Below are 23639 nucleotides of genomic sequence, written 5' to 3' on the forward strand. Positions count from 1 at the left end.
TGCCTATTGGCGTCTAGACTTTTTTCTATTATTTATACACGACACGTGTTTTGCAAATGATGTCATGCAGGCCTTTTTTCTCTCCAAAGGCGATCATGATAAATCCAATATAAAAGATGATTCCTGATAAGATATAGGCAAAGTAACGGCCAATTGCCTGTCCGACAGAAACCCGTTCACCTTGTTCATTGACCACTTTCAGGCCAAGAATTTTTTTGCCAAGTGTGCCTTGCATTTTAGAAGCTGTGAGCAGCCCGTAATATAACACACTGATGATGATCATGATCAGCATTGTAGGCAAAAATGCAAGCGTCATGTATTTCACTAAATACTCTTCTTCCGTCATGTAAGGGTTTGTTGCCACAGCCCCAGCTACAAAAACAGAATTGATTATAAATAGAATAATATAACTAGGAACAGATACAATAATGCCATCAATAAAATAAGCTAAAAAACGAATCCAAAATCCTGCTGGTTTTTCCATGTATTTTTCTCTCTCCTTTGAATGAATCTGGAATAGTATACTTTGAAAAAGAAGTACATGCAATATGGTATGGTGATAAAATCCTGATATTACAGAAAAATGAGTCTTTTATCCTCTGTTTTTTACTATATAAATATACTAGAAAGAATCACATCATTTGTGTATGTTCTGGATTTTTTAAAAAAATATAATGAATATAACATTCAACTTACTTATAATAAAAAAGGTTAATATTTCTATTAAAGGAGGAGTTTGATGTCTAAAAAAAATAGCGTGGCGATCATGACAACCATTTCTGCGTTTCTTTTTTGCGCCGTAATTGTGGCGGCTTCACTTTCGCCGCTGGCCGGAACGGGAGCGGCGGCCAATCAGTTTAATTCAGCTGGCATGTGGTCAGCTGTCGGTATGATCCTTGTCTTGTATTTCATTCCATTTCTCGTTTATATGCTCGGAGTCGATGCAATGAGGTATGTCATGGCGGTGCTTTGCGGCTTCGGGCTTTTGATTCATTTGTCTTCGGCCGGTTTTATCTTGATGTTTAGTTTCTTTAGTGACCATCTGCTTTCTGAGTTGATCTTTGTTTTGGGAGTTAGTCTCGCTGCGGCTGCTGTCAATGTCATTTGGTTTGTGGCTGCATTTCGGCAGGGTGCTGAAAAAACGTCCGTGAATACTCTTACATAGTTTTCTAGTTTATGATGTTTTTGTGAAATAGATTTATAAAATGGGTGAATATGTTATGATGGTCACAAATTAGAAGTTACATATAATGGGGGTCTCAATGATGGTCAAGTCATTTCGTATGAAAGCTTTGATTGCGGGAGCTGCGGTGGCGGCGGCTGTTTCGGCCGGCGCTGTTTCTGATGTGCCCGCTGCCAAAGTGTTTCAGCCGACAGCTGCTTATGCGGCGGAAACGGTGTTTTCTCAAAATAATGGAGCATCCGGCTTTTTGACAGGAAGATATGATGTACAAGCGATGGCGCCTGCCATGTTTAACTGGTCACGCGAAAGCCGGTTCGCCGGAAATACAGACGGGACGCTGAAATGGCAAAACGACATCAGAACGACTCCGCAAAATGGAGCGGGGGCTGTGATTGACGGAGACGGCACAGTATATCTTCATTCCAGAGATGGGGAAATGAAAGCCTTTAATCCAGACGGCTCAGTCAAATGGGTGACCGGGAATCTTGGAAAAACATATACGCAATCTCCTGTACTTGGGACCAACGGCGTTATCTATTTGGCTTCCTATGACAAAAAGATTTATTTTATTGACAAAGAAACTGGAGAAATTTTAACAACGGTTCCGTTAAGCGGCGGGCCAAGCTCTGAAACGGTGATCGGTTCAGACGGGACGTTGTATTTCTCAACACTTGATAATTATGTTCATGCGATCAAACCGACGTCAAAATCAACCTGGACAGAGCGCTGGAAGTTGAAAACAAATGGTGTCGTCAGCTCTGTGCCGGTGCTTGCCTCAAACGGCACCGTGTATGTCGGCACATACAATAACGTGTTTTATGCGATCAATTCCGGAACCGGACAGGTGAAATGGTCCAGAACGACGTCAAATGCGTTTAAAGGATATCCGGTGATTGATAAGGATGGCACCGTTTATGCTGGCAACCAAGACGGACAGCTGTATGCGTATACGTCAACAGGCAGCTTAAAATGGACATTCCCGCTGAACGGGTTCTCAAGTTCATCGCCTGCGATTGATCATAATGGCAATATCTACATCGGCTCAGGAAGCGGCGAGCTGTTTTCCATCAGCAAAAACGGGGATATGAACTGGTCATTCTATACAGACGGTCCTGTCAGAACGGCGCCGCTGATTGACGCGAAGGGAACGGTTTATTTCGGGTCAGATGATATGAAGGTTTATGTGGCAGACGCAAACGGCAATGAATTATGGAGCTATCAAACCGACAGCAACGTCGTGTCATCTCCGCAGCTTGCTGAGGACGGAACGCTTTATATTGGAAGTTATACGAAGCTGATGGCTTTCGGGAAATAGTAAAACAGGCTGGCGAGGTTAACTCGGCAGCCTGTTTATTTGATCAATCAAGATATTTATTTTTATAGACAACCTTTGTCCCGCAAATATAATCATGTAATGCCAGTTTAGAGGGAAAGGCCGCCATGATAAAACCGATATATAAGATCTTAGATAATGTGTAAGCGAAGAAACGGCCGAAGCTGTGCCAAAAAGAAATACGCTCGCCATACTGATTGACAACGATGATGCCCATGAGTTTTTTTCCCAATGTTGCCTGCATGTTTGAGGAAGTCAGCAAGCTATAGTAAAGAATAGCGAAAATAAATATGATGGCCAAAACAGGGATTGTGCCAATGATCAACATGAAAAATTCATATCGGGCTTCTGACATGTGTGTGCCTGCTGCATCAATGAGTGGCAACACAATGAAGGTGTTAATGAAAATCATAATGAAAGAGAATATAGCTATAATAAATACATCAATAATAGAGGCGGCTGCCCGAATCCAAAATCCTGCTGGTTTTTCCATGTATAATATTCTCTCCTTTGAAGTTTTCTGGGATATTATACGTTAGAGGCTGCAGGGTTTCAATGAGATAGACTAGAGGAATCTGGTTTCGTAGTGAAAATGGTATTTTATCACTTTTAATCTCTTTATTTAGGTGATATAAAGATAAAAAAAGAACCTGCAAGATGATGCAGATTCTCTTCATTACGATTATTTAGAGGCCTGAATAAAGACACCCTTCTCATGAGAAAACTCTTTGAATCCGTATACCCCATGATAGGAGCCGATTCCGCTTGTGTTGACGCCGCCGAATGGCAGGTTGACGTCACTGAAATGGACGACGACATCATTGATGGCGGCATTTCCTGATGTCGTGTGCTGAAGGACGTTGTCAATCAGGTCTTGGTTTTGGCTGAATACATAAAGCGCAAGCGGTTTATCGTGATCATTTACGTAATCGATGACCTCGTCGATGTCTTCATAATTCATCATCGGCAGGATTGGTGCGAAGATTTCCTCCTGCATGATTTTCATATCAGGCGTGACGTTTTTCAAAACGGTTGGCGAGATCGTGCGGTCGCTGGCATCAAATACGCCGCCGAACACCACTTCCGCCCCTTTTTTGATGGCATCGTCGAACAGATCTTTGACGCGGTTGAAGTTGCGGTCATTGACGATCTGCGTAAATTTGCTGCGGTCTGGGGTATGATCATCCTCCATAAATCCTGCGTTAACGATTGTTTGTAAAATCCCCGCGAACCTGTCCTGAACGTCTTTTTTAATGAACAGGTAATCAGGTGCGATGCAGGTTTGGCCAGCGTTTACGAATTTCCCGACGGCGATCTTTTTCGCTGCGTCCATCAGATCGTAATCGCTGTCGATAATCGTTGGGCTCTTGCCGCCAAGCTCAAGTGTGACAGATGCCAAGTGTTTGGCAGCCGCTGTCATGACGATTTTCCCGACATTTGTGCTTCCAGTGAAGAAAATGTGGTCGAACGGCTGATCAAGAAGCTCGGTTGCCACCTCAACCTCTCCTTCAAAAATCGCGACTTCTTTGTCATCAAAAGCGTCTCTTATCACTTTAGCGGCAATGTTGCTCGTGTTCATCGTGAAATCGGACAGCTTCACAATCGCGCTGTTTCCGGCTGCGAGAGAAGCGGCAAGCGGCGCCATCGTCAGCATAAACGGATAGTTCCACGGGCCGAGGATGAGTGTGACGCCTTTAGGCTCGTACATAAGAATTCCGTTTGCGTCAGGGCTTAACGATGAACCGACTTCTTTAGGCGCCATCCATTGTTCCAGGTTATTCATATTATCTCTGATCGCTTTTTTTGTTCCTTCGATTTCCGCTTTTTTGACCTCGTGATATGGTTTGCGGACGTCTTTGCGGATCGCTTCGATGATTTCTTCTTCATGGGCGATGACGGAATCTAAAAAGCGTTGAAGCTTTTCTCTCCGCTGTTCCGCTGTTGAAGCGCGCAAGGCTTTTTGCTGTTTTTTCTGAAGCTGAAAGACACGCTGGATGTCGTCCTTTACTTGCTGTTCCATTGTAAAATCCCCCTCATTTGCTTTCTTCTTTTCTCGGACCTATTATAAGGTGGTACCTTTTCTGTAAGAAAGACAACGGTAAACCATTTATACGTTACCGTACATATATCGAAGATCTGTCTAATGATTGGAGGTGTCTTTTGTGCCGGAATCTGCCGAAGCTCACGTGAAAGAGGCGCTGCTGGCTTTATTGAAAGAAAGAAATATTCAACATATCACAATGAAAGAAATTGCTGAAAAGGCAAAAGTGAGCCGCGGATCGCTCTACCTTTATTATGAGGATAAGTTTTCAATCATTGAGGATTTAATCGAAGACATGAAGGAAGGGCTGGGCAAAGCGCTTTTTGACGCCTTCAGTCATATGGATACCCTCCATTTGAACAAAAAACGGCAAACGGTGCATCCGACGCTGTCCTTTGTTCATGAGCATCGATCCTTTTTTTCTGTGATGATGAACAGAGGGCATTTCCATCGTTTTTTTAAGGATGTGTTTCAGCAGGATGTGCTGCTGGCTCCGGTCCATGTGAATTTGACGCCGATCGAACGGGAAATTTACGGACATTACCGGGCCTTGTACACGTACGCGATTATCCTGTATTGGCTGAATGAGGATGCGGCCGCGACTCCGGAAGCTATCAGCCAAAAGGTATGGGAGCTTGTTTCTCAAAAGAGATTTTATTGGCTGTTTGGACAAGCTGTGCCAGGAGAGCGAGAGAAGGACAAGCAAATCGACAGGCGTGTGGTTCGAACGAGAGAGGCGCTCCAGAAGGCATTTCTGGACGTGCTGGCGGAGAAAAAAGACTACGCAGCCATCACAATTTCGGATATTACCCGGAAAAGCAATATCCGCCGCGCAACCTTTTATGATCACTATTCCAGTAAAGAGGAATTGCTCCAAACCATGATACAGCGATCATGTGCGGAGATCATTGATCACCTGACGATTGCCTCCATCCCGAATGAATTTTCCTTAAAGGAAGCGGAGAAGGCGCTCGCGAGTCTGCTTTCTGCTTTGTCAAAGATGCCCATTGTCCATTTTCTCAATCGGGAATGGGGTGTTCCTCATGTGATACCTGATATGTTCAAAGCGCTGGAATCGTTTTATCTGCATCAGCAAACTGATATTCACGCAGAGAAAAAGCTTTATGCCCATTATGTATCCGCAATGATTATTGGGTTGCTTTTGTATCGGCTGGATGAAGGAAAGGCGCATCCGCCTGAAGTGCTGGCGAGGGAATTTTTGCAGTTTTTGGATGTGAAAAAGTATAAGGTTGTATTGCTTTGAAAGACAAAAAGAGAGGGACATCCCCTCTCTTATTTCGTTTCTTTCTTCCATTTCTCATCAATCAGCATTTTCCCTGGCCATGTGTATGCCATGATGCCGCCGTCTGCGGTGATGTCCTCTCCTGTGACGTATGAGCTGTCGTCTGACGCGAGAAACAGGGCCACTGTCGCCATTTCCTTCGGCTGGCCGAGGCGGCCGAGCGGCGTGACCCATTTGTTGGCTTCACGGAATTTTTCACCCATTTCCTGTTCTTTGGTGCCTGCTAATTTGTCAATCAGCGGGGTTTCGATCGTACCCGGTGAAATGGAATTGACGCGGATGCCGTTTCGTGCGTAGTCGATCGCCATCGCTTTTGTCAGGTTGGTGATGCCGCCTTTTGCTGCGTTGTAGCCGGAGCGGTCAAGATCCGCGGCACGGCCTGACATGGAGGAGGTGTTGATGATGGAGCCCCCATTTTCGAGCATGAGCGGAATCAAATATTTGCTGCAAAGGAACGTGCCGCGCAGGTCGACGGCGATAATGCGATCAAACAGGTCAACCGGATATTCGTGCACCTTTCCGCCTTCCTGATCAACGCCGGCATTATTAAACAGAATATCAATCGTTCCGCATGCATCCTTGATTTGATCAGCAAATGCTTTCACACTGTTTTCATCTGACACATCAAGGTGAAAGGATTCTGCCTGTCCTCCGTTTTTTCTGATTGCGTCAACTGTTTCTTCCATTTGATCTTTATTGATATCTCCGATGATCACACGCGCGCCTTCATTGGCAAAAACCTCTGCCGTCGCTTGCCCAATGCCTGTCGCGGCGCCTGTGATCACTGCTGTTTTGTTTTCAAGTCTTCCCATGATACGAGACCTCCTTTTTCTATTTGTCTTCCCGCTATGTGCAGTGATAAACATGCGAGAAAAGAAAGGCCGGCATATGTTAAGATGAATTAGAAATTGTTGGGAGGTTTGTATGTTTGAAGGTACAGCATAAGAAGGAGCTCAAGTTTTATTGCTTCATTACCATTCCATCTGCATTTGTTGTGCTGACTGTCATCTCTTTTTTATTGCAAGAGATTACGTTTCCGGTGACTGCAAGCGCATTTCTGAATGCTTCATGGCATAATCTATTGTTTTTGATACCGTTCGGTTTGTTTTTCTACCCGGTGCATATATGGATGAAGCGGGAGTTTGGCCGCTGGAATGACACAGAAAAAAAGAGAGGATGATGAAGCCTCTCTTTTTTATGAGAATGAGTGAGAAAAAGAGTGAAAACAAATCCAACTAATGTTAAATTTACATATATATGCATCTATCAATCTAATTGACAATTGTCATCTTATGTGATAAATAGATGCTGAAAAGGGTTTACATAATGGTAAAGGAGCGATCAAGAGTGGCGAAAAAAGAGTTTAAAGCAGAGTCTAAACGCTTGCTGGATATGATGATTAACTCCATTTATACCCAAAAAGAAATTTTCCTGCGCGAGTTAATCTCCAATTCGAGTGATGCGATTGACAAAATCTATTACAAAGCGCTTACGGACGATGCGCTTACGTTTGATAAAGACAGTTACTACATAAAGGTCGCAGCTGACAAAGATGCAAGAACATTAACCATCTCTGATACGGGGATCGGAATGACAAAGGATGAGCTTGAACAGCATCTTGGAACAATTGCAAAAAGCGGTTCCCTCGCGTTTAAAAAGGAAAACGAGCTGAAAGACGGACATGACATTATCGGGCAGTTCGGTGTCGGTTTTTACGCGGCATTTATGGTTGCCGATGTCGTGACAGTCATCAGTAAAGCGCTTGGCAGCGAAGAGGCTTATAAATGGGAGTCTGCGGGTGCAGACGGCTATACGATTGAACCGTGTGAAAAGGATTCTGTCGGTACAGACATTATCCTGAAAATCAAAGAGAACACAGAAGATGACAGCTATGACGAGTTTTTAGAGGAATATCGTTTAAAAGCGATTATCAAGAAATACTCCGACTTCATTCGCTACCCGATCAAAATGGATACAACCATTAATAAGCCGAAGGAAGGCAGCGAAAATGAATTTGAAGAGGTGCAGGAAGAGCAGACGGTCAACAGCATGGTGCCGATCTGGAGAAAAAACAAAAGCGAGCTGACAGATGAGGATTATGAAACATTCTATGCTGAAAAGCATTACGGGTTTGATAAACCGCTCACACACGTTCATATCAGTGTGGATGGAGCCGTTCGCTACAACGCGATTCTATTCGTCCCTGAAAACATGCCGTTTGACTACTATTCCAAGGAATATGAGAAAGGCTTGGAGCTGTATTCCAATGGCGTGCTGATTATGAATAAGTGCGCTGATTTGCTACCGGACCACTTCAGCTTTGTGAAGGGCATGGTCGATTCTGAGGATCTGTCGCTGAATATTTCCAGAGAAATGCTGCAGCATGACCGCCAGCTGAAGCTGATCGCGAAAAACATCAGCAAGAAAATCAAAAGCGAGCTGCAAAGCCTGTTGAAAAAAGACCGGGAGAAATACGAGACGTTCTACAAGTCGTTCGGCAGACAGCTGAAATTCGGCGTGTATAATGATTTTGGCGCGAATAAGGATCAATTGAAGGATCTCCTATTATTCTACTCTTCAAAAGAGAAAAAACTGGTCAGCTTAGACGAGTATGTTTCCAGAATGCCAGAGGAGCAGAAATTCATTTATTATGCGACCGGTGATTCTTACGACCGCATTGAGAAACTGCCGCAAACGGAAATGGTGGCGGACAAAGGCTATGAAATCCTCTACTTTACTGAGGACATCGATGAGTTTGCAATTAAAATGCTGGCTTCTTATCAGGAAAAAGAATTCAAGTCCGTATCAAGCGGAGACCTTGGCATAGACACGGATGAGGACCAAAAGCAGTCCGAGGAAGAGGAAAGCAAGTATAAGGATCTGTTTGAGGAAATGAAAAACATTCTGTCAGACAAAGTGAAAAACGTCAGAATCTCAAAACGGCTTAAATCACATCCAGTCTGCCTTGCTGCTGACGGCGAAGTGACAATTGAGATGGAAAAAATCTTAAACGCGATGCCTGACAGCCAAAATGTGAAGGCGGAAAAAGTGCTGGAAATCAACCCAAATCACGAAGTATTCCAAACGCTGCAGGACGCGTTTGAACAAGATAAAGAGAAGCTGAGCCTGTACACAAACCTTCTGTACAATCAGGCGCTTCTCATCGAAGGCCTGCCGATTCAGGACCCTGTGGAATTTACGAACAATATTTGCAAGGTCATGGTGTAAACAGAAAAAGGAATCGTCCCATAAGGAGACGATTCCTTTTTTTATAAAGTACGCTCATTCAGCACTTGGTTTTGGGTGCTTTTCTTCTTTTTAAACCGTTTTTTCAGGCTTGCTTCAATTTCCTCCAAGCTTTTCCCTTTGGTTTCCGGTACCATGTAGAACGCGAAGAAAAATGAGAGAAGACAAATGACTGAGAAAACCATAAAGACCCATGCGATGCCCATCGCGCTTAGCATCAGCGGGAAGACAAGCGACACGATCAGGTTAGCCGCCGATAACACCAAAGTCGTGAACCCTGTCGCAGCTCCGCGTGCTTTGGACGGGAAGAGCTCAGGCATGAGCACCCACACTACCGGACCCCATGTCGCCTGGTAAAAGACGATATAGACACCTAGAAAGACTACTGTCATCCACGCTGTTGATGCGGAAAGTCCGAGCGTTAGGAGCACGCCTGATAAAGCAGCAAGGCTCAGTGTGATGCCGACACTTCCCCAGATCAGAAGTTTTTTGCGGCCGACACGGTCAATTAAGATCATGGCAGTGATACACATGATGACGTTGAGGATGCCGATCCCCATTGTGCCGAGCGCCGAAGCTGATGTGCCAAGACCGGCCTTCGTAAAAATGGTTGGCGCGTAGTAGATGACCGTGTTAATGCCGACCGCCTGCTGGAAAATGGCAAGGCCGACGCCAATCAGAAGCATGGGGCGAATCCATTTGGCTTTCAGCACGCTGAGTGTCGTTTCTTTTTTCTCCGCTTCCCCTTGCTTCATCTCTGCCAATTCCATTTCGATGTCTTTGGGGTCATGAGTGATGTTCATGATGCGTCTCGCTTCTTCTTCACGGCCGCGCTTCACGAGCCATCTTGGCGATTCCGGCATGAACGCGATGCCGATTAATAGAAGCACGGCAGGCACTGCGGCCAGACCGACCATCCAGCGCCACGCTTCAAACGGTGTGAACAGGTAGTTAACGATATAGGCGAGCAAAATCCCGGTGACAATCATTAAGTTGTTCATTGTGCCGAGTGTCCCGCGAATTTTCGTCGGTGCCATTTCAGAAAGGTACACGGGCACAAGTGCCGTTGAACCGCCGACGGCCAACCCGAGTATCACCCTTGATGCAATCAGCATGCCGATTGTTTGCGAAAATGCGCAAGCGAGCGCACCGATAATAAAAATGATGGAAAGGACAAATACAACCTTTCTCCTGCCCCAGCGGTCTGAGCATGTGCCGCTCAAGGCAGAACCGAAAATCGCGCCAAGGAGCAGCATGCTGACAACCAATCCTTCTGTCAATGTCGTTAAAGGAATATCGTTATTGATAAACAGGAGTGCTCCTGAGATAACGCCTGTATCGTAACCATATAGCAGTCCCCCTAAAGCGCCGAAAAAGTAGATCATATATTTCCTTGTGTCTTTCTTCACAAATGTCTCCTCCTCAGTTGTTGAGCCAATGAGTATCTAAAATGAGTAACAAAGTTAATAGATTAGTACCCATTTCCTATCTCATTTGAAACATTTGTTTTGAACAAACGGAAACATTAAAGCCAAAAGAGATGATCACAGATCCGCTGAGTTTAGGAAAAACGAAATAACTTTATGCTCAGAGAAACCATTATAAAAAACCTTACCCGCGTGGAGTAAGGTTTGATTAAGACATTTTTATTCTTCTGCTTCGTTGACGAAAACCAAGGCGGAGAAGCCTTTTTTCTTATCAAATTGCAATTCAACGACGGTAACGTCCGGATTGAAGTTGTGGTATTCCTCTAAGAACTGAATAATGCCTTCTGAAATGTCATCTGACATAAGCTGCTTGTGGTGCAGGCCAAATGTGGCTTCAGCGAAGAACCCTGTACGCTTGTTGTACGATAGTTCTTTTACTTCAACGTCTTCAGGGTAGATATCTTCTTCATTGGAAATATACACGCAAATTCCGTCTACAATTTCTTGCTCATTTAATATTAATCTCATTGCCTAAAATCTCCTTCTGTACGTCTTCGGTGCTTTAAATGCGCGAATCAATGCGATGACAATGATTAAAATAATGATCAAAGCGATGATATCAACGATCCAGGCAATGGGTGAAGCGCCATAAGAAACATAGCCTGGGCCTCCGACTGGATGATAGGTGTAACCCCATGGGTGCATCATGCTGATCATGAACATACCCATTGTAAATCCGCTATAATATCCAAACCATCCTGATGGCGCGAAACCTGCGTGATAGTAATGATTGACTGAAACATAACGTCCGCCAACATAAGCTTTAGAGGTTTTTCCGCTGTAAGTCTTTCCGGTTACTTTTGATGTAGCGCCGGAAAAGGTGCCTGACGATTTTTTAGAGCCTGATGAGCTTGCCTTTTCCGAAGGCTTCTTTTTAAGCGAAATCGATGATGATGAATCGTCAGGCGTCTTGGATTTTTGGCTAGAAGAGCTTGATCCTGAGCTGTAGCTTGATTTCGGGCTTGATTTATAGCTTCCGCTGTATGACGAGCCTGAACTTCGGCTGCTGTAACTAGATGATGAGCGGCCGCTAAAGCTCTTTGCATGAGAAATCGTTGATGGCAGCAGTACACCTAAAGCAACGGTTACTGCAACTAAGGCTTTCACATATTTAAGTTTCATTCTGTTTCCTCCATAGACCATCGAAACGGTCCGCTATTCTGACCAGCAAATAAAAGAAGCTGGTTCAGCTTTATTTCATATGAGCTAGATGATATGAACGTTTCATACTTTTGCTTTCTCAATCACTTTCTTTCTGAGATAAACTACCTTTATTTTATCGGATTTATGGCTCATTTTGTAAGGTTTTGCTTCAAAATCAGTTGTTTAGGAATTTATCGCACAAAAAAACAGCCTTCTCCAATGGAGAAGGCTGTTTTCTTCTTATGCGAACAGCTTATCAATAAATGAAATATCCTCTTGAGAAAGCGTCACGTCGGCTGTTTTGATGTTATCAATCAGCTGATCGGCACGTTTTGCTCCCGGAATTAAAATATCAATTTCCGGTCTTGCTAAATACCAGGCCAATACGATGTGAGGGATATCCACGTTGTGTTTTTCGGCAATCGGCGCAAGCTTGTTGACCTTTCTGATATTTTCTTTGAAACGCTCACCCTTGAAGTGTTCCTGTTCGTTTCGCAGGTCGCCTTCTGGGAACGTTGTATCTTCTGTATACTTTCCTGCCAATAAACCTGATACGAGCGGGAAGTAAGGGATAAATGAAATATTATGCTCCTTCGTATACGGGAAGAATGTTTTTTCTGCTTCACGGTTTAACAGGTTGTATTCGCCTTGCAATACATCTACCAAACCGTCTTTGTTTGCTTCTTTCAATTGCTCTAAAGAGAAGTTGGATACACCGATGGAGCGGATTTTTCCGGCTTTCTTCATCTCATTCAGCGCGTTAACGGCTTCATCCTTAGGCGTATGTTCGTCAGGGAAGTGAATGTAGAACAAATCGATATAATCGGTATTCAAGCGCTTCAGGCTTTCATCAACTGATTTTTTAAGAAATTCTGGTGAATTATCAAAGACAAAATCATTGCCTTGTTTTCTGTGAGCGGCTTTTGTCGCGATGACAACATCTTCACGGTTGAATTCACGCAGCACTTCACCAATTAATTCTTCGGAACGGCCGATCCCGTAAATGTAAGCGGTGTCTAACATTGTCACGCCATTACGGATCGCCTCGCGCACCAATTCTTTTCCGGTTTCTTCATTTAGGTTCGGGTAGAGGTTATGTCCTCCGACAGCATTTGTTCCTAATCCGATAGGGAATACCTGCAAGTCTGATTTTCCGAGCTTCGCTTTTTTCATGATCTGCCTCCTAGAATAAAATGGATGATAGACTCTCAACACTATTGTAAACGTTAGGCCAGATGAATGCCGATTTGATGCTCATTGCAGTACTGCGTGTACTCGTCGTCTAATGGCTGAGAGGTTACAATGCAATGCAGCCTGTCAAACGGTGCATACGTCAGAAGCGTTGATTTTCCGAATTTAGAATGGTCAGCCAATAGATACACTTCTTTTGCTTTTTCTGAAATCCTCTTTTTAATTTCATACTCCAGCAGATCCGAGTTGGTCAATCCGTGTGTCAGCGTCGTTCCGGTAGCGGACATAAAGGCTTTGTTGATATTGTACTTATCAAGCATAGCCGGGTCGTCCATGCCGACAAAGGAGCGGGTTTTTCTCTTATAGTTGTTTCCGATAATGATTAAGTTGATATTCTTCAAAGCTGACGCCGCATTGATAATGTCTAAACTGTTGGTTAAGATGGTGACATTTTTGGCTGGATCAAGCGTATCAAGAATAGACTTTGTCGTCGTTCCTGAATCAATGAAGACCAAATCGTGATCTTCAATAAATCGGGAAGCATAATGGGCGATTTTTGTTTTTTCATCCTGGTGCTGAATGGTGCGATTTTCAAAAGGAACTAATGCGGTTTTTTCAATAGATGTTACGCCGCCGTATACTTTTTCAATCGCACCCTTTTCTGTTAGCTTGTTGATATCACGTCTGACTGTGTTTTTGGAGACATTGAACACCTGGCACAGCTCATCTAAGGAAACAGTGCCATGCGATAAAATGTACTCCTCCATTTCCTGAATCCGCATCAGTTTCATATAAAAAACTCCTTCTTGAATCTTTACGTAACATAAATATATAATAAAAACCAAAAGTTAATCAATAGTTGCTTAAAAAATGATAACATCGGTGTATATCTTTTGCAAGATTCGACGGCCTTCTCTTACCTCTCTTACTTGATTAAAAGATTAATATAATAAAAATAATGAAAAAATGTAGTGTTTATGATTGACTTATGGGTATTATGCGATTAGAATATAACCAAGAAATGACCAAAAAGTAACCTGTTGTGCATGAGATGGTTGCTTGTATGTAAATCTACATCCGCCATTTATTTTTTTGGTTTTTTTGAAAGCGTTTAATTATTGGCTTGCTGAAAAGTGGATATTGATATGAATCTATCCGGAACCATCCATACAAGTGTATGTGTTTACTAATGAAGGAGGCAATAAGAATGGCAGAAATCAGAAAATTAAAAAACTACATCAACGGTGAATGGGTTGAAAGCAAAACAGATCAATATGAAGATGTCGTCAATCCGGCGACGAAAGAAGTACTATGCCAAGTGCCGATTTCTACAAAAGAGGATATTGATTACGCAGCGCAAACGGCTGCTGAAGCATTTAAAACATGGTCAAAGGTGGCGGTTCCGCGCCGTGCCAGAATTCTATTTAACTTCCAGCAGCTGCTGTCTCAGCATAAAGAAGAACTGGCTCATCTGATTACCATTGAAAACGGAAAAAACACAAAAGAAGCTTTAGGTGAAGTGGGACGCGGGATTGAAAACGTAGAGTTCGCCGCTGGAGCACCTTCCCTGATGATGGGTGACTCGCTTGCTTCCATCGCAACGGACGTTGAAGCGGCGAACTACCGTTACCCAATCGGAGTTGTCGGCGGAATCGCGCCATTCAACTTCCCGATGATGGTTCCTTGCTGGATGTTCCCGATGGCAATCGCGCTCGGCAACACATTTATTTTAAAGCCATCTGAGCGGACTCCGCTGTTAACAGAGAAATTGGTTGAGCTTTTTGAAAAAGCGGGCCTTCCGAAAGGGGTATTCAACGTCGTATACGGTGCGCATGACGTTGTAAACGGCATCCTCGAGCATCCCGAAATTAAAGCGATTTCATTTGTAGGGTCCAAGCCAGTAGGCGAATACGTCTACAAAAAAGGAAGCGAAAACTTAAAACGCGTTCAATCTCTGACTGGCGCGAAAAACCATACGATTGTCTTAAACGATGCGAATCTTGAAGACACGGTCACAAACATCGTCGGAGCTGCCTTCGGTTCTGCCGGTGAACGCTGCATGGCTTGTGCGGTTGTGACGGTTGAAGAAGGAATCGCTGATGATTTTATGGCGAAGCTGCAGGAAAAAGTGGCGGATATTAAAATCGGTAACGGCCTTGATGACGGCGTGTTCTTAGGACCGGTGATTCGCGAAGATAACAAGAAGCGCACGCTCAGCTATATCGAAAAAGGTCTTGAAGAAGGTGCCAGACTCGTATGTGACGGACGTGAAAATGTGTCTGACGACGGCTACTTTGTCGGTCCGACGATCTTTGACAATGTCACAACAGAGATGACGATCTGGAAAGATGAAATTTTCGCTCCGGTTTTGTCTGTCATCCGTGTGAAACACCTGAAAGAAGCGATTGAAATCGCCAATAAGTCTGAGTTTGCGAACGGCGCCTGCTTGTTCACATCCAACTCAAACGCAATCCGCTACTTCCGTGAAAACATTGATGCGGGAATGCTAGGCATCAACCTTGGCGTGCCGGCTCCAATGGCGTTCTTCCCATTCTCAGGCTGGAAATCTTCATTCTTTGGAACGCTGCATGCGAACGGAAAAGACAGCGTCGACTTCTATACACGTAAAAAAGTGGTAACGGCAAGATATCCAGCACCTGATTTCAACTAAACGACGAACAGCCGAACGGCGTCCATGTGCGCTGTTCGGACTCATTCTGCCAATAGAAAGAGGAGGGCTTCACTATGAGTTATTTGTTGCGTAAGCCGCAGTCGCATGAAGTGTCTAATGGGGTCAAACTCGTGCACGAAGTAACGACATCCAACTCTGATCTCACTTATGTAGAGTTTAAAGTGTTAGATCTTGCATCAGGTTCAAGCTATACAGAAGAATTGAAAAAACAAGAAATCTGTATTGTGGCGGTAACGGGAAAAATTACAGTGACAGATCATGAGTCGACTTTTGAGAATATCGGCACGCGTGAAAGCGTATTTGAACGAAAACCGACAGACAGCGTCTATATGTCAAATGACCGTGCATTTGAGATCACAGCGGTCAGCGACGCAAGAGTGGCGCTTTGCTATTCTCCATCGGAAAAGCAGCTTCCGACAAAGCTGATCAAAGCGGAAGACAACGGAATTGAGCATCGCGGGCAATTTTCAAACAAACGTACTGTTCATAACATTCTTCCGGATTCAGACCCTTCAGCTAACAGTCTATTAGTAGTTGAAGTCTATACAGACAGCGGCAACTGGTCCAGCTACCCGCCTCACAAACATGATCAAGACAACTTGCCGGAAGAATCTTTCTTAGAAGAAACGTACTACCATGAGTTAGACCCGGGACAGGGTTTTGTGTTTCAGCGCGTATACACAGATGACCGTTCTATTGACGAGACAATGACTGTGGAAAATGAAAACGTTGTCATCGTTCCTGCGGGATACCACCCGGTAGGCGTTCCGGACGGATACACATCCTACTATTTAAATGTCATGGCAGGGCCGACGCGAAAATGGAAGTTTCATAACGACCCGGCGCATGAGTGGATTTTAGAACGCTAACAAGTGAGGAGTGGCTGTTTACGATGAAGTATACATTCAATGAAGAGAAGGCTTTTGATATTGTTGCCATCGGCCGGGCATGTATTGACCTGAACGCAGTCGAATACAACCGCCCAATGGAAGAGACGATGACATTTTCCAAATACGTTGGCGGTTCACCTGCGAATATCGCGATCGGCAGCGCGAAGCTTGGCTTAAAAGCGGGCTTCATCGGCAAAATTCCTGATGACCAGCATGGAAGATTCATAGAGTCCTATATGAGAAAGACCGGCGTTGATACAACACAGATGGTTGTTGATCAAGATGGACACAAAGCAGGCCTTGCATTTACAGAAATCCTCAGCCCTGAAGAATGCAGCATTTTAATGTATCGCGATGATGTGGCGGATCTTTATCTTGAGCCTTCAGAGGTAAGCGAGGACTATATCGCAAATGCGAAAATGCTGCTTGTTTCCGGGACAGCGCTCGCCAAAAGCCCGTCACGGGAAGCGGTATTAAAAGCTGTTCAATACGCGAAGAAGCATCAGGTTAAAGTGGTGTTCGAACTGGATTACCGCCCGTATACGTGGCAGTCATCAGATGAAACAGCCGTTTATTATTCTTTGGTTGCCGAGCAGTCTGATATCGTCATCGGCACACGCGATGAATTTGATGTGATGGAAAACCGCACAGGCGGAAGCAATGAAGAATCCGTCAATCATTTATTTGGCCATTCAGCCGACCTCGTTGTCATCAAACACGGCGTCGAAGGCTCTTACGCATACAGCAAATCCGGCGAGGTATTCCGCGCCCAAGCGTACAAGACAAAAGTGCTGAAAACTTTTGGAGCTGGTGACTCCTATGCGTCAGCCTTTATCTATGGCCTTGTCAGCGGAAAAGACATCGAAACGGCATTGAAATACGGCAGTGCTTCAGCTTCTATTGTGGTGAGCAAGCACAGTTCGTCAGAAGCAATGCCGACTGCAGAAGAAATCGTACAGCTTATTGAAGCACAGTCATAATTGAAAAAGATCGAGTAAAGGTGGGATCGTTTGTGGGTAAGAAAATTCGCTTAACAACAGCACAGGCGCTGATTAAATTCTTAAACCAGCAGTACATCCATGTTGATGGAAAGGAAGAGCCTTTTGTCGAAGGGATTTTCACAATTTTCGGTCATGGAAACGTATTAGGGATCGGGCAAGCGCTTGAGCAAGATGCAGGCCATTTGAAAGTCTATCAAGGGAAAAATGAACAAGGAATGGCGCATGCGGCCATGGCGTACAGCAAGCAAATGCTGAGAAGAAAAATATATGCGGTGTCTACATCGGTCGGACCGGGAGCGGCTAACTTGGTGGCGGCAGCCGGCACTGCATTGGCAAACAATATCCCAGTTCTCTTGATTCCGGCAGACACATTTGCGACAAGACAGCCAGACCCTGTACTGCAGCAAATGGAGCAAGAATACAGTGCGGCGATTACGACAAACGATGCATTGAAACCTGTATCGAGATACTGGGACCGCATTACGCGCCCTGAGCAGCTGATGAGCAGTTTGCTGCGCGCGTTTGAAGTCATGACTGATCCGGCAAAAGCAGGTCCGGCAACGATTTGTATTTCTCAGGATGTTGAAGGGGAAGCATACGATTTTGATGAAAGTTTCTTCGTCAAACGGGTTCACTATATTGATCGCATGCAGCCGAGCGAGCGCGAGCTTCAAGGTGCGGCGGAGCTGATTAAATCCAGCAAAAAACCTGTGATTCTCGTCGGAGGAGGCGCAAAATATTCCGGTGCGCGCGATGAATTGGTTGCTATTTCTAAAGCCTATAACATTCCGTTAGTTGAAACGCAGGCAGGAAAGTCTACTGTTGAGGCAGATTTTGCGAACAACCTTGGCGGAATGGGCATCACAGGTACACTTGCGGCAAACAAAGCGGCCCGCCAAGCTGATTTGATTATCGGCATCGGCACAAGGTATACAGATTTTGCGACATCCTCTAAGACCGCTTTTGATTTTGATAAAGCGAAGTTTTTGAACATTAACGTCAACCGAATGCAGGCGTATAAACTTGATGCATTCCAAGTGGTAGCGGATGCGAAAGTGACGCTTGGCAAACTGCACGGCTTGCTTGAAGGCTATGAGAGCGAGTTCGGCACAACGATCCGGGTGCTGAAGGACGAATGGCTAGCTGAACGCGAGCGTCTCAGCAAAGTGACGTTTAAGCGGGAAGCATTTGATCCGGAAATCAAACATCACTTTTCTCAAGAGGTCCTGAATGAATATGCTGACGCGTTGAATACGGAGCTTCCGCAAACAACGGCATTGCTGACAATCAACGAGACGATTCCTGAAGACAGCGTCATCATCTGTTCAGCAGGCTCACTCCCAGGAGATTTGCAGCGTCTGTGGCATTCTAATGTTCCAAATACGTATCACCTGGAGTATGGGTATTCTTGCATGGGCTATGAAGTGTCCGGGACACTCGGTCTTAAACTGGCCCACCCTGACAGAGAAGTGTATTCAATCGTCGGAGACGGCAGCTTCCTGATGCTTCATTCTGAACTGATCACGGCGATTCAGTACAACAAGAAAATCAATGTGCTGCTCTTTGACAACTCAGGATTCGGATGTATCAACAACCTGCAAATGGATCACGGCAGCGGCAGCTACTATTGCGAGTTCCGCACAGATGACAACCAAATCCTGAATGTCGATTACGCGAAAGTCGCTGAGGGATACGGCGCGAAAACCTATCGCGCAAACACAGTAGAAGAATTAAAAGCGGCGTTAGAGGATGCGAAGAAACAGGATGTATCAACATTAATTGAAATGAAGGTGCTGCCTAAAACAATGACGGACGGCTATGACAGCTGGTGGCATGTCGGGGTGGCAGAGGTATCTGAACAAGAAAGCGTTCAGAAAGCATACAAAGCAAAAGAGAAAAAGCTGGAATCTGCGAAGCAGTATTAGAGGGGAGGCACCATAGATGGGCAAAAATGAAATCCTGTGGGGAATCGCTCCCATTGGGTGGCGGAATGATGACATGCCTGAAATTGGAGCGGGAAATACACTTCAGCATTTGTTAAGTGATATCGTTGTCGCACGTTTTCAAGGCACGGAGGTCGGGGGCTTTTTCCCCGAACCTGCCATCCTGAACAAAGAGCTGAAGCTTCGGAACTTACGCATTGCAGGAAAATGGTTCAGCAGTTTTATTTTGCGTGACGGACTTGGTGGAGCGGCAAAGGCATTTACCCTGCATTGTGAGTATTTGCAGCAAGTAAACGCGGATGTCGCAGTTGTCTCTGAACAAACGTACAGCGTGCAAAGCTTGGAGAAAAACGTGTTCACAGAGAAGCCGCACTTTACGGATGATGAATGGGAGCGGCTTTGCGAAGGGCTGAATCACCTTGGCGAAATTGCCGCTCAGCATGGCTTGAAGCTTGTCTATCATCATCATCTCGGCACTGGTGTCCAAACAGCGGAAGAAGTGGACCGCCTGATGGCAGGAACTGACCCTGCGCATGTACACCTCCTCTATGATACAGGCCATGCGTATATTTCTGACGGCGATTACATGGGGATGCTTGAGAAGCATATCGGCCGCATTAAGCATGTGCACTTTAAGGATGCCCGCCTGAATGTCATGGAACAATGCAGACTCGAAGGACAATCGTTCCGGCAATCATTTTTAAAAGGCATGTTTACGGTTCCCGGTGACGGCTGCATTGACTTTAGAGAAGTATATCAGCTGCTGTTGAAGCACAGTTATTCCGGATGGATTGTCATTGAAGCTGAACAGGACCCCGATGTTGCAAACCCGCTGGAGTATGCATTGATTGCGAGAAACTATATTGATCAGCAGTTGTTGGATCTGGCTTAATGGGGACTGGACATATGGGCAATACCAATGGAGATTCAGCCTTCAATAAACGGACAATCGCCGCAGCATTGGCCAACTATATTGATGCCGGTTCAATTGTGGCAGGCTCCGCCGGTTTATCATTATGGGTCAGTTACCTTAAGCTATCCGATACGCAAATCGGGCTGCTCGGCGCGCTGAGCGCAAATGCGATTTCTGCCGCTGTCGGCGCGCTGCTTGGCGGGTTTCTGGCTGATAAAGTCGGACGGAAGGCTGTTTATACCAATAGTATGCTGGTTTATGCACTAGGGATTTGTTTGGTTTTGTTCGGGGTTAATTTCCCCATGTTGTTAAGCGGTTACATCATTATCGGTTTATCAGTAGGAGCTGACATAACCGCGTCATGGACCATTATTGCGGAAAATGCGCCAAAGAAGAATCGGGCCAGACATTGCGGCGTAGCACAAGTCGCTTGGGCCGCGGGCGCTGTCGTTGTACTGCTCCTCTCCGTACTGGCCGGTGACTTGGGACTCTTGGGGAATAAAATCGTATTTGCCCATCTGCTTGTGATTGCGCTGATTACGTACATCCTGAGAATCAGGCTTCCGGAATCAGACGCCTGGCAGACAAAAAATCAGCCGGAGGATGCTCAGGCAGAGAAGCCGGCTGTATGGAATAAGACATCGTATTTTGATTTGCTCAAGCCTATGTATCTAAAAAGCATATTGTTTTTGATGGGTGTGTACTTGGTTTGGAACTTAGCCGCCGGGGTCATGGGCTTCTTTATGCCATACATTTATCAGCAGGTCGGCGGTGTATCTGCCAACATGGCCAACCTATTGCAAATGGGACTGTTTATCTTCACAGGATTGGGGGTCGCCTTGATCTTCATGCCCTTTGCCGACAAATATAGAAAAACCGTATTTGGAATCGCCGCTTTCATGGCGGTGATCGGGTGGACACTGTTTCTGCTGCCAGTTGAAGGCCTGCCGATTCTGCTCCTGTTTATTGTCGTGATCGGCATCAATAACGGAGCAGGGCAGCAAGCGAACTATCAGTTATGGGCCAGTGAAATCTTTCCTACGCAATATCGTGCTTCCGCACAAGGACTGATGTTTTTCCTTGTCCGTATTTCAATAGGGATTTGGAGTCTGTTTGTCCCAATGATTATCACCAATTTCGGCATTGGAACGATGGCTGCAATTCTTCTCGGATGTGTGACGGCCAGTATGATCATCGGGCTGCTCTTTGCGCCGAATACGTCTGGCAAGTCGCTTGAACAAATTCAAGAGGAACTCTACGGATCTCCTCAGAGCCAAGTAAAGCAAGGAACAGAAAGCAAAATCATGTAACCAACAGAAGGAGTGGCTGTCAATGAGTTTACGTATTGGCGTAATTGGAACTGGAGCAATCGGAAAAGAACATATTAACCGCATCACGAACAAGCTGTCCGGCGCAGAAATTGTAGCTGTAACGGATGTTAATCAAGAAGCTGCACAAAAGGTCGTTGAGCAATACCAATTAAACGCGACGGTTTATCCGAATGATGACAGCTTGCTTGCAGACGAAAATGTAGACGCTGTCTTAGTGACAAGCTGGGGGCCTGCGCATGAGTCAAGCGTGCTGAAAGCGATTAAAGCCCAGAAATATGTGTTCTGTGAAAAACCGCTCGCGACAACGGCTGAAGGATGCATGCGCATCGTCGAAGAAGAAATCAAAGTGGGCAAACGCCTTGTTCAAGTCGGCTTTATGCGCCGTTATGACAGCGGTTACGTACAGCTGAAGGAAGCACTCGATAACCATGTGATTGGCGAACCGCTTATGATTCACTGCGCGCACCGCAACCCGACTGTAGGAGATAACTACACAACCGATATGGCCGTAGTCGACACGCTCGTTCATGAAATTGATGTACTGCACTGGCTCGTCAACGATGACTACGAGTCCGTTCAAGTCATCTACCCGAAAAAATCGAAAAACGCGCTGCCGCATTTAAAAGATCCGCAAATCGTCGTGATTGAAACAAAAGGCGGTATCGTCATCAATGCTGAAATCTATGTGAACTGTAAATACGGCTATGACATTCAATGTGAAATCGTCGGAGAAGACGGCATCATCAAGCTTCCAGAACCATCAAGCATCAGCTTGAGAAAAGAAGGCAGATTCAGCACAGATATTCTGATGGATTGGCAGAGACGCTTTGTTGCTGCGTACGATGTGGAAATCCAAGACTTTATTGATTCGATTCAAAAGAAAGGCGAGGTCAGCGGACCGACGGCATGGGACGGCTATATTGCTGCTGTCACGACTGACGCGTGTGTAAAAGCCCAGGAATCTGGACAAAAAGAAAAGGTTGAATTGAAGGAAAAACCGGAATTCTATCAATCTTTTACAACAGTTCAAAACTAAAAAACAGAGGAGTGAAAATATGAAGTTAGCATTGGATCCATCCATGTATCGTGATGATTTAACTTTAGAGGAAATGGTCTATAAAACGGCAGAGCTCGGCTATGAATATATCGAATTGTCTCCGCGCGAGGATTTTTGCCCATTTTATAAATATCCGAAAGTCGATTCAGCAAAGATCAAACAATTAAAGCGGCTCTTAAGGGATACAGGTGTTAAGCTTTCATCGCTTCTTCCTCTTTACCACTGGGCGGGTCCTGATGAAGACCGCCGCCAGGCAGCAGTACGCAACTGGAAAAGGGCAATCGAAATTGCGGTTGAACTTGAAGTGGATTTGATGAACAGCGAATTCAGCGGTTCAAAATATGATCCTTTAACAAGTGAAGAAAAATTTATCAAATCCATGGATGAGCTTCTGCCAGTCTTTGAAAAAGAAGGCATGAAACTCAATCTTCAAGCCCACCCATACGATTTTATCGAAACGCACAAAGGTGCGATGGATATGATCCGCGCGCTTGACAAGGATTGGATCAATCTTGTCTACTCGACTGCGCATACGTTCTTCTATGATGACGGCAAAGGCGACATTGAGACCATGTTTGACGAAGCCGGCGACCGCCTCACACATGTTTTATTTGCAGATACCTATAATCATAAAGCGGCTCATGGCCTTCGCTACATCGTCAATCCGCCTGACGCGAAAGTAACGGTTCACCAGCATTTGGACATTGGCCAAGGCGAGGTTGACTTTGATACGATTTTCAGAAAACTGAGAGAGATGAAGTTCGACGGAATTGCGACGAATGCCGTATTTGCTTGGGTCGATGAAAGAGCGGATGAATCAAGCCGATTTATGCTTAAGAAAATGAAAGAAGAATTAGGTCTGGCATAAGCTGAGCATGGAGTTCG

22 protein-coding genes are annotated in these 23639 nt (G+C 45.1%); 13 read left to right on the forward strand and 9 right to left on the reverse strand.

Features of this window, described 5'->3' with window-relative positions:
- Positions 1 to 28: 28 nt before the first annotated feature.
- Positions 29 to 484 (reverse strand): RDD family protein, encoded by a 456-nt coding sequence (locus ACQVGT_RS00655; RefSeq protein ID WP_015385132.1) that lies wholly within the window; start codon positions 482 to 484, stop codon positions 29 to 31.
- A 255-nt stretch (positions 485 to 739) separates the two neighbouring features.
- Here ACQVGT_RS00655 and ACQVGT_RS00660 point away from each other — a divergent pair, with 255 nt between their 5' ends.
- Together ACQVGT_RS00660 and ACQVGT_RS00665 are read left to right on the forward strand one after the other, a co-directional pair.
- Positions 740 to 1165, forward strand: a complete 426-nt coding sequence (locus tag ACQVGT_RS00660) for a DUF5391 family protein (protein WP_015483936.1) — start codon at positions 740 to 742, stop codon at positions 1163 to 1165.
- Between the two features lie 100 nt (positions 1166 to 1265).
- Positions 1266 to 2498, forward strand: coding sequence for an outer membrane protein assembly factor BamB family protein (locus tag ACQVGT_RS00665; protein WP_015483935.1), 1233 nt, complete (start codon positions 1266 to 1268; stop codon positions 2496 to 2498).
- 43 nt (positions 2499 to 2541) lie between these two features.
- On the opposite strand, the gene ACQVGT_RS00670 is transcribed toward ACQVGT_RS00665, so the two are convergent.
- Both ACQVGT_RS00670 and ACQVGT_RS00675 read right to left on the reverse strand, forming a co-directional pair.
- The gene (locus tag ACQVGT_RS00670; protein WP_015483934.1) at positions 2542 to 3009 is read right to left on the reverse strand and encodes an RDD family protein; all 468 of its coding nucleotides are present in this window, start codon (positions 3007 to 3009) and stop codon (positions 2542 to 2544) included.
- Positions 3010 to 3198: 189 nt separating this feature from the next.
- The gene (locus tag ACQVGT_RS00675) at positions 3199 to 4536 is read right to left on the reverse strand and encodes an aldehyde dehydrogenase family protein (protein ID WP_015385128.1); all 1338 of its coding nucleotides are present in this window, start codon (positions 4534 to 4536) and stop codon (positions 3199 to 3201) included.
- 142 nt (positions 4537 to 4678) lie between these two features.
- Here ACQVGT_RS00675 and ACQVGT_RS00680 point away from each other — a divergent pair, with 142 nt between their 5' ends.
- Positions 4679 to 5821: a TetR/AcrR family transcriptional regulator gene (locus tag ACQVGT_RS00680; RefSeq protein WP_015483933.1), complete on the forward strand. Its 1143-nt coding sequence runs from the start codon at positions 4679 to 4681 to the stop codon at positions 5819 to 5821.
- Between the two features lie 29 nt (positions 5822 to 5850).
- On the opposite strand, the gene ACQVGT_RS00685 is transcribed toward ACQVGT_RS00680, so the two are convergent.
- Complete coding sequence (locus ACQVGT_RS00685; protein WP_015385126.1) at positions 5851 to 6672, reverse strand: SDR family oxidoreductase; 822 nt, start codon at positions 6670 to 6672, stop codon at positions 5851 to 5853.
- A gap of 116 nt (positions 6673 to 6788) precedes the next feature.
- Between ACQVGT_RS00685 and ACQVGT_RS00690 the strand changes: the two genes are divergently transcribed.
- Positions 6789 to 7040 (forward strand): hypothetical protein, encoded by a 252-nt coding sequence (locus ACQVGT_RS00690; RefSeq protein WP_014481429.1) that lies wholly within the window; start codon positions 6789 to 6791, stop codon positions 7038 to 7040.
- Between the two features lie 167 nt (positions 7041 to 7207).
- Complete coding sequence (gene htpG, locus ACQVGT_RS00695; protein ID WP_015483932.1) at positions 7208 to 9088, forward strand: molecular chaperone HtpG; 1881 nt, start codon at positions 7208 to 7210, stop codon at positions 9086 to 9088.
- A 41-nt stretch (positions 9089 to 9129) separates the two neighbouring features.
- Here htpG and ACQVGT_RS00700 read toward each other — a convergent pair whose 3' ends face one another.
- The 5 genes from ACQVGT_RS00700 to iolR all read right to left on the reverse strand — a co-directional run bounded on the left by ACQVGT_RS00700 (position 9130) and on the right by iolR (position 13718).
- Positions 9130 to 10515 (reverse strand): sugar porter family MFS transporter, encoded by a 1386-nt coding sequence (locus ACQVGT_RS00700; RefSeq protein WP_015385124.1) that lies wholly within the window; start codon positions 10513 to 10515, stop codon positions 9130 to 9132.
- Between the two features lie 237 nt (positions 10516 to 10752).
- Positions 10753 to 11061: a YxcD family protein gene (locus ACQVGT_RS00705; protein ID WP_003227046.1), complete on the reverse strand. Its 309-nt coding sequence runs from the start codon at positions 11059 to 11061 to the stop codon at positions 10753 to 10755.
- Positions 11062 to 11064: 3 nt separating this feature from the next.
- Positions 11065 to 11715, reverse strand: a complete 651-nt coding sequence (locus ACQVGT_RS00710) for a hypothetical protein (RefSeq protein ID WP_015483931.1) — start codon at positions 11713 to 11715, stop codon at positions 11065 to 11067.
- A 261-nt stretch (positions 11716 to 11976) separates the two neighbouring features.
- On the reverse strand, positions 11977 to 12909 hold the full coding sequence (locus tag ACQVGT_RS00715; protein WP_003227049.1) for an aldo/keto reductase: 933 nt from the start codon (positions 12907 to 12909) through the stop codon (positions 11977 to 11979).
- 53 nt (positions 12910 to 12962) lie between these two features.
- Positions 12963 to 13718: a myo-inositol utilization transcriptional regulator IolR gene (gene iolR, locus ACQVGT_RS00720; RefSeq protein ID WP_003227050.1), complete on the reverse strand. Its 756-nt coding sequence runs from the start codon at positions 13716 to 13718 to the stop codon at positions 12963 to 12965.
- A gap of 416 nt (positions 13719 to 14134) precedes the next feature.
- Here iolR and iolA point away from each other — a divergent pair, with 416 nt between their 5' ends.
- The 8 genes from iolA (at position 14135) to ACQVGT_RS00760 (ending at position 23622) form a co-directional block, all read left to right on the forward strand.
- Complete coding sequence (gene iolA / locus ACQVGT_RS00725; protein WP_015385119.1) at positions 14135 to 15598, forward strand: methylmalonate-semialdehyde dehydrogenase; 1464 nt, start codon at positions 14135 to 14137, stop codon at positions 15596 to 15598.
- Positions 15599 to 15672: 74 nt separating this feature from the next.
- Positions 15673 to 16488: a 5-deoxy-glucuronate isomerase gene (gene iolB / locus ACQVGT_RS00730; RefSeq protein ID WP_014478486.1), complete on the forward strand. Its 816-nt coding sequence runs from the start codon at positions 15673 to 15675 to the stop codon at positions 16486 to 16488.
- A 23-nt stretch (positions 16489 to 16511) separates the two neighbouring features.
- Positions 16512 to 17489: a 5-dehydro-2-deoxygluconokinase gene (iolC, locus tag ACQVGT_RS00735; RefSeq protein ID WP_029726145.1), complete on the forward strand. Its 978-nt coding sequence runs from the start codon at positions 16512 to 16514 to the stop codon at positions 17487 to 17489.
- A 32-nt stretch (positions 17490 to 17521) separates the two neighbouring features.
- The gene (gene iolD, locus ACQVGT_RS00740; RefSeq protein WP_015385116.1) at positions 17522 to 19435 is read left to right on the forward strand and encodes a 3D-(3,5/4)-trihydroxycyclohexane-1,2-dione acylhydrolase (decyclizing); all 1914 of its coding nucleotides are present in this window, start codon (positions 17522 to 17524) and stop codon (positions 19433 to 19435) included.
- A gap of 16 nt (positions 19436 to 19451) precedes the next feature.
- Positions 19452 to 20345: a myo-inosose-2 dehydratase gene (iolE, locus tag ACQVGT_RS00745; protein ID WP_015385115.1), complete on the forward strand. Its 894-nt coding sequence runs from the start codon at positions 19452 to 19454 to the stop codon at positions 20343 to 20345.
- A gap of 14 nt (positions 20346 to 20359) precedes the next feature.
- Positions 20360 to 21676 (forward strand): myo-inositol transporter IolF, encoded by a 1317-nt coding sequence (iolF, locus tag ACQVGT_RS00750; protein ID WP_015385114.1) that lies wholly within the window; start codon positions 20360 to 20362, stop codon positions 21674 to 21676.
- Positions 21677 to 21698: 22 nt separating this feature from the next.
- On the forward strand, positions 21699 to 22733 hold the full coding sequence (gene iolG / locus ACQVGT_RS00755; protein ID WP_003244482.1) for a bifunctional inositol 2-dehydrogenase/D-chiro-inositol 1-dehydrogenase: 1035 nt from the start codon (positions 21699 to 21701) through the stop codon (positions 22731 to 22733).
- Positions 22734 to 22752: 19 nt separating this feature from the next.
- Complete coding sequence (locus ACQVGT_RS00760; protein ID WP_014478480.1) at positions 22753 to 23622, forward strand: sugar phosphate isomerase/epimerase family protein; 870 nt, start codon at positions 22753 to 22755, stop codon at positions 23620 to 23622.
- Positions 23623 to 23639 lie beyond the last annotated feature (17 nt).

This window comes from Bacillus sp. SCT118, from assembly GCF_058566435.1.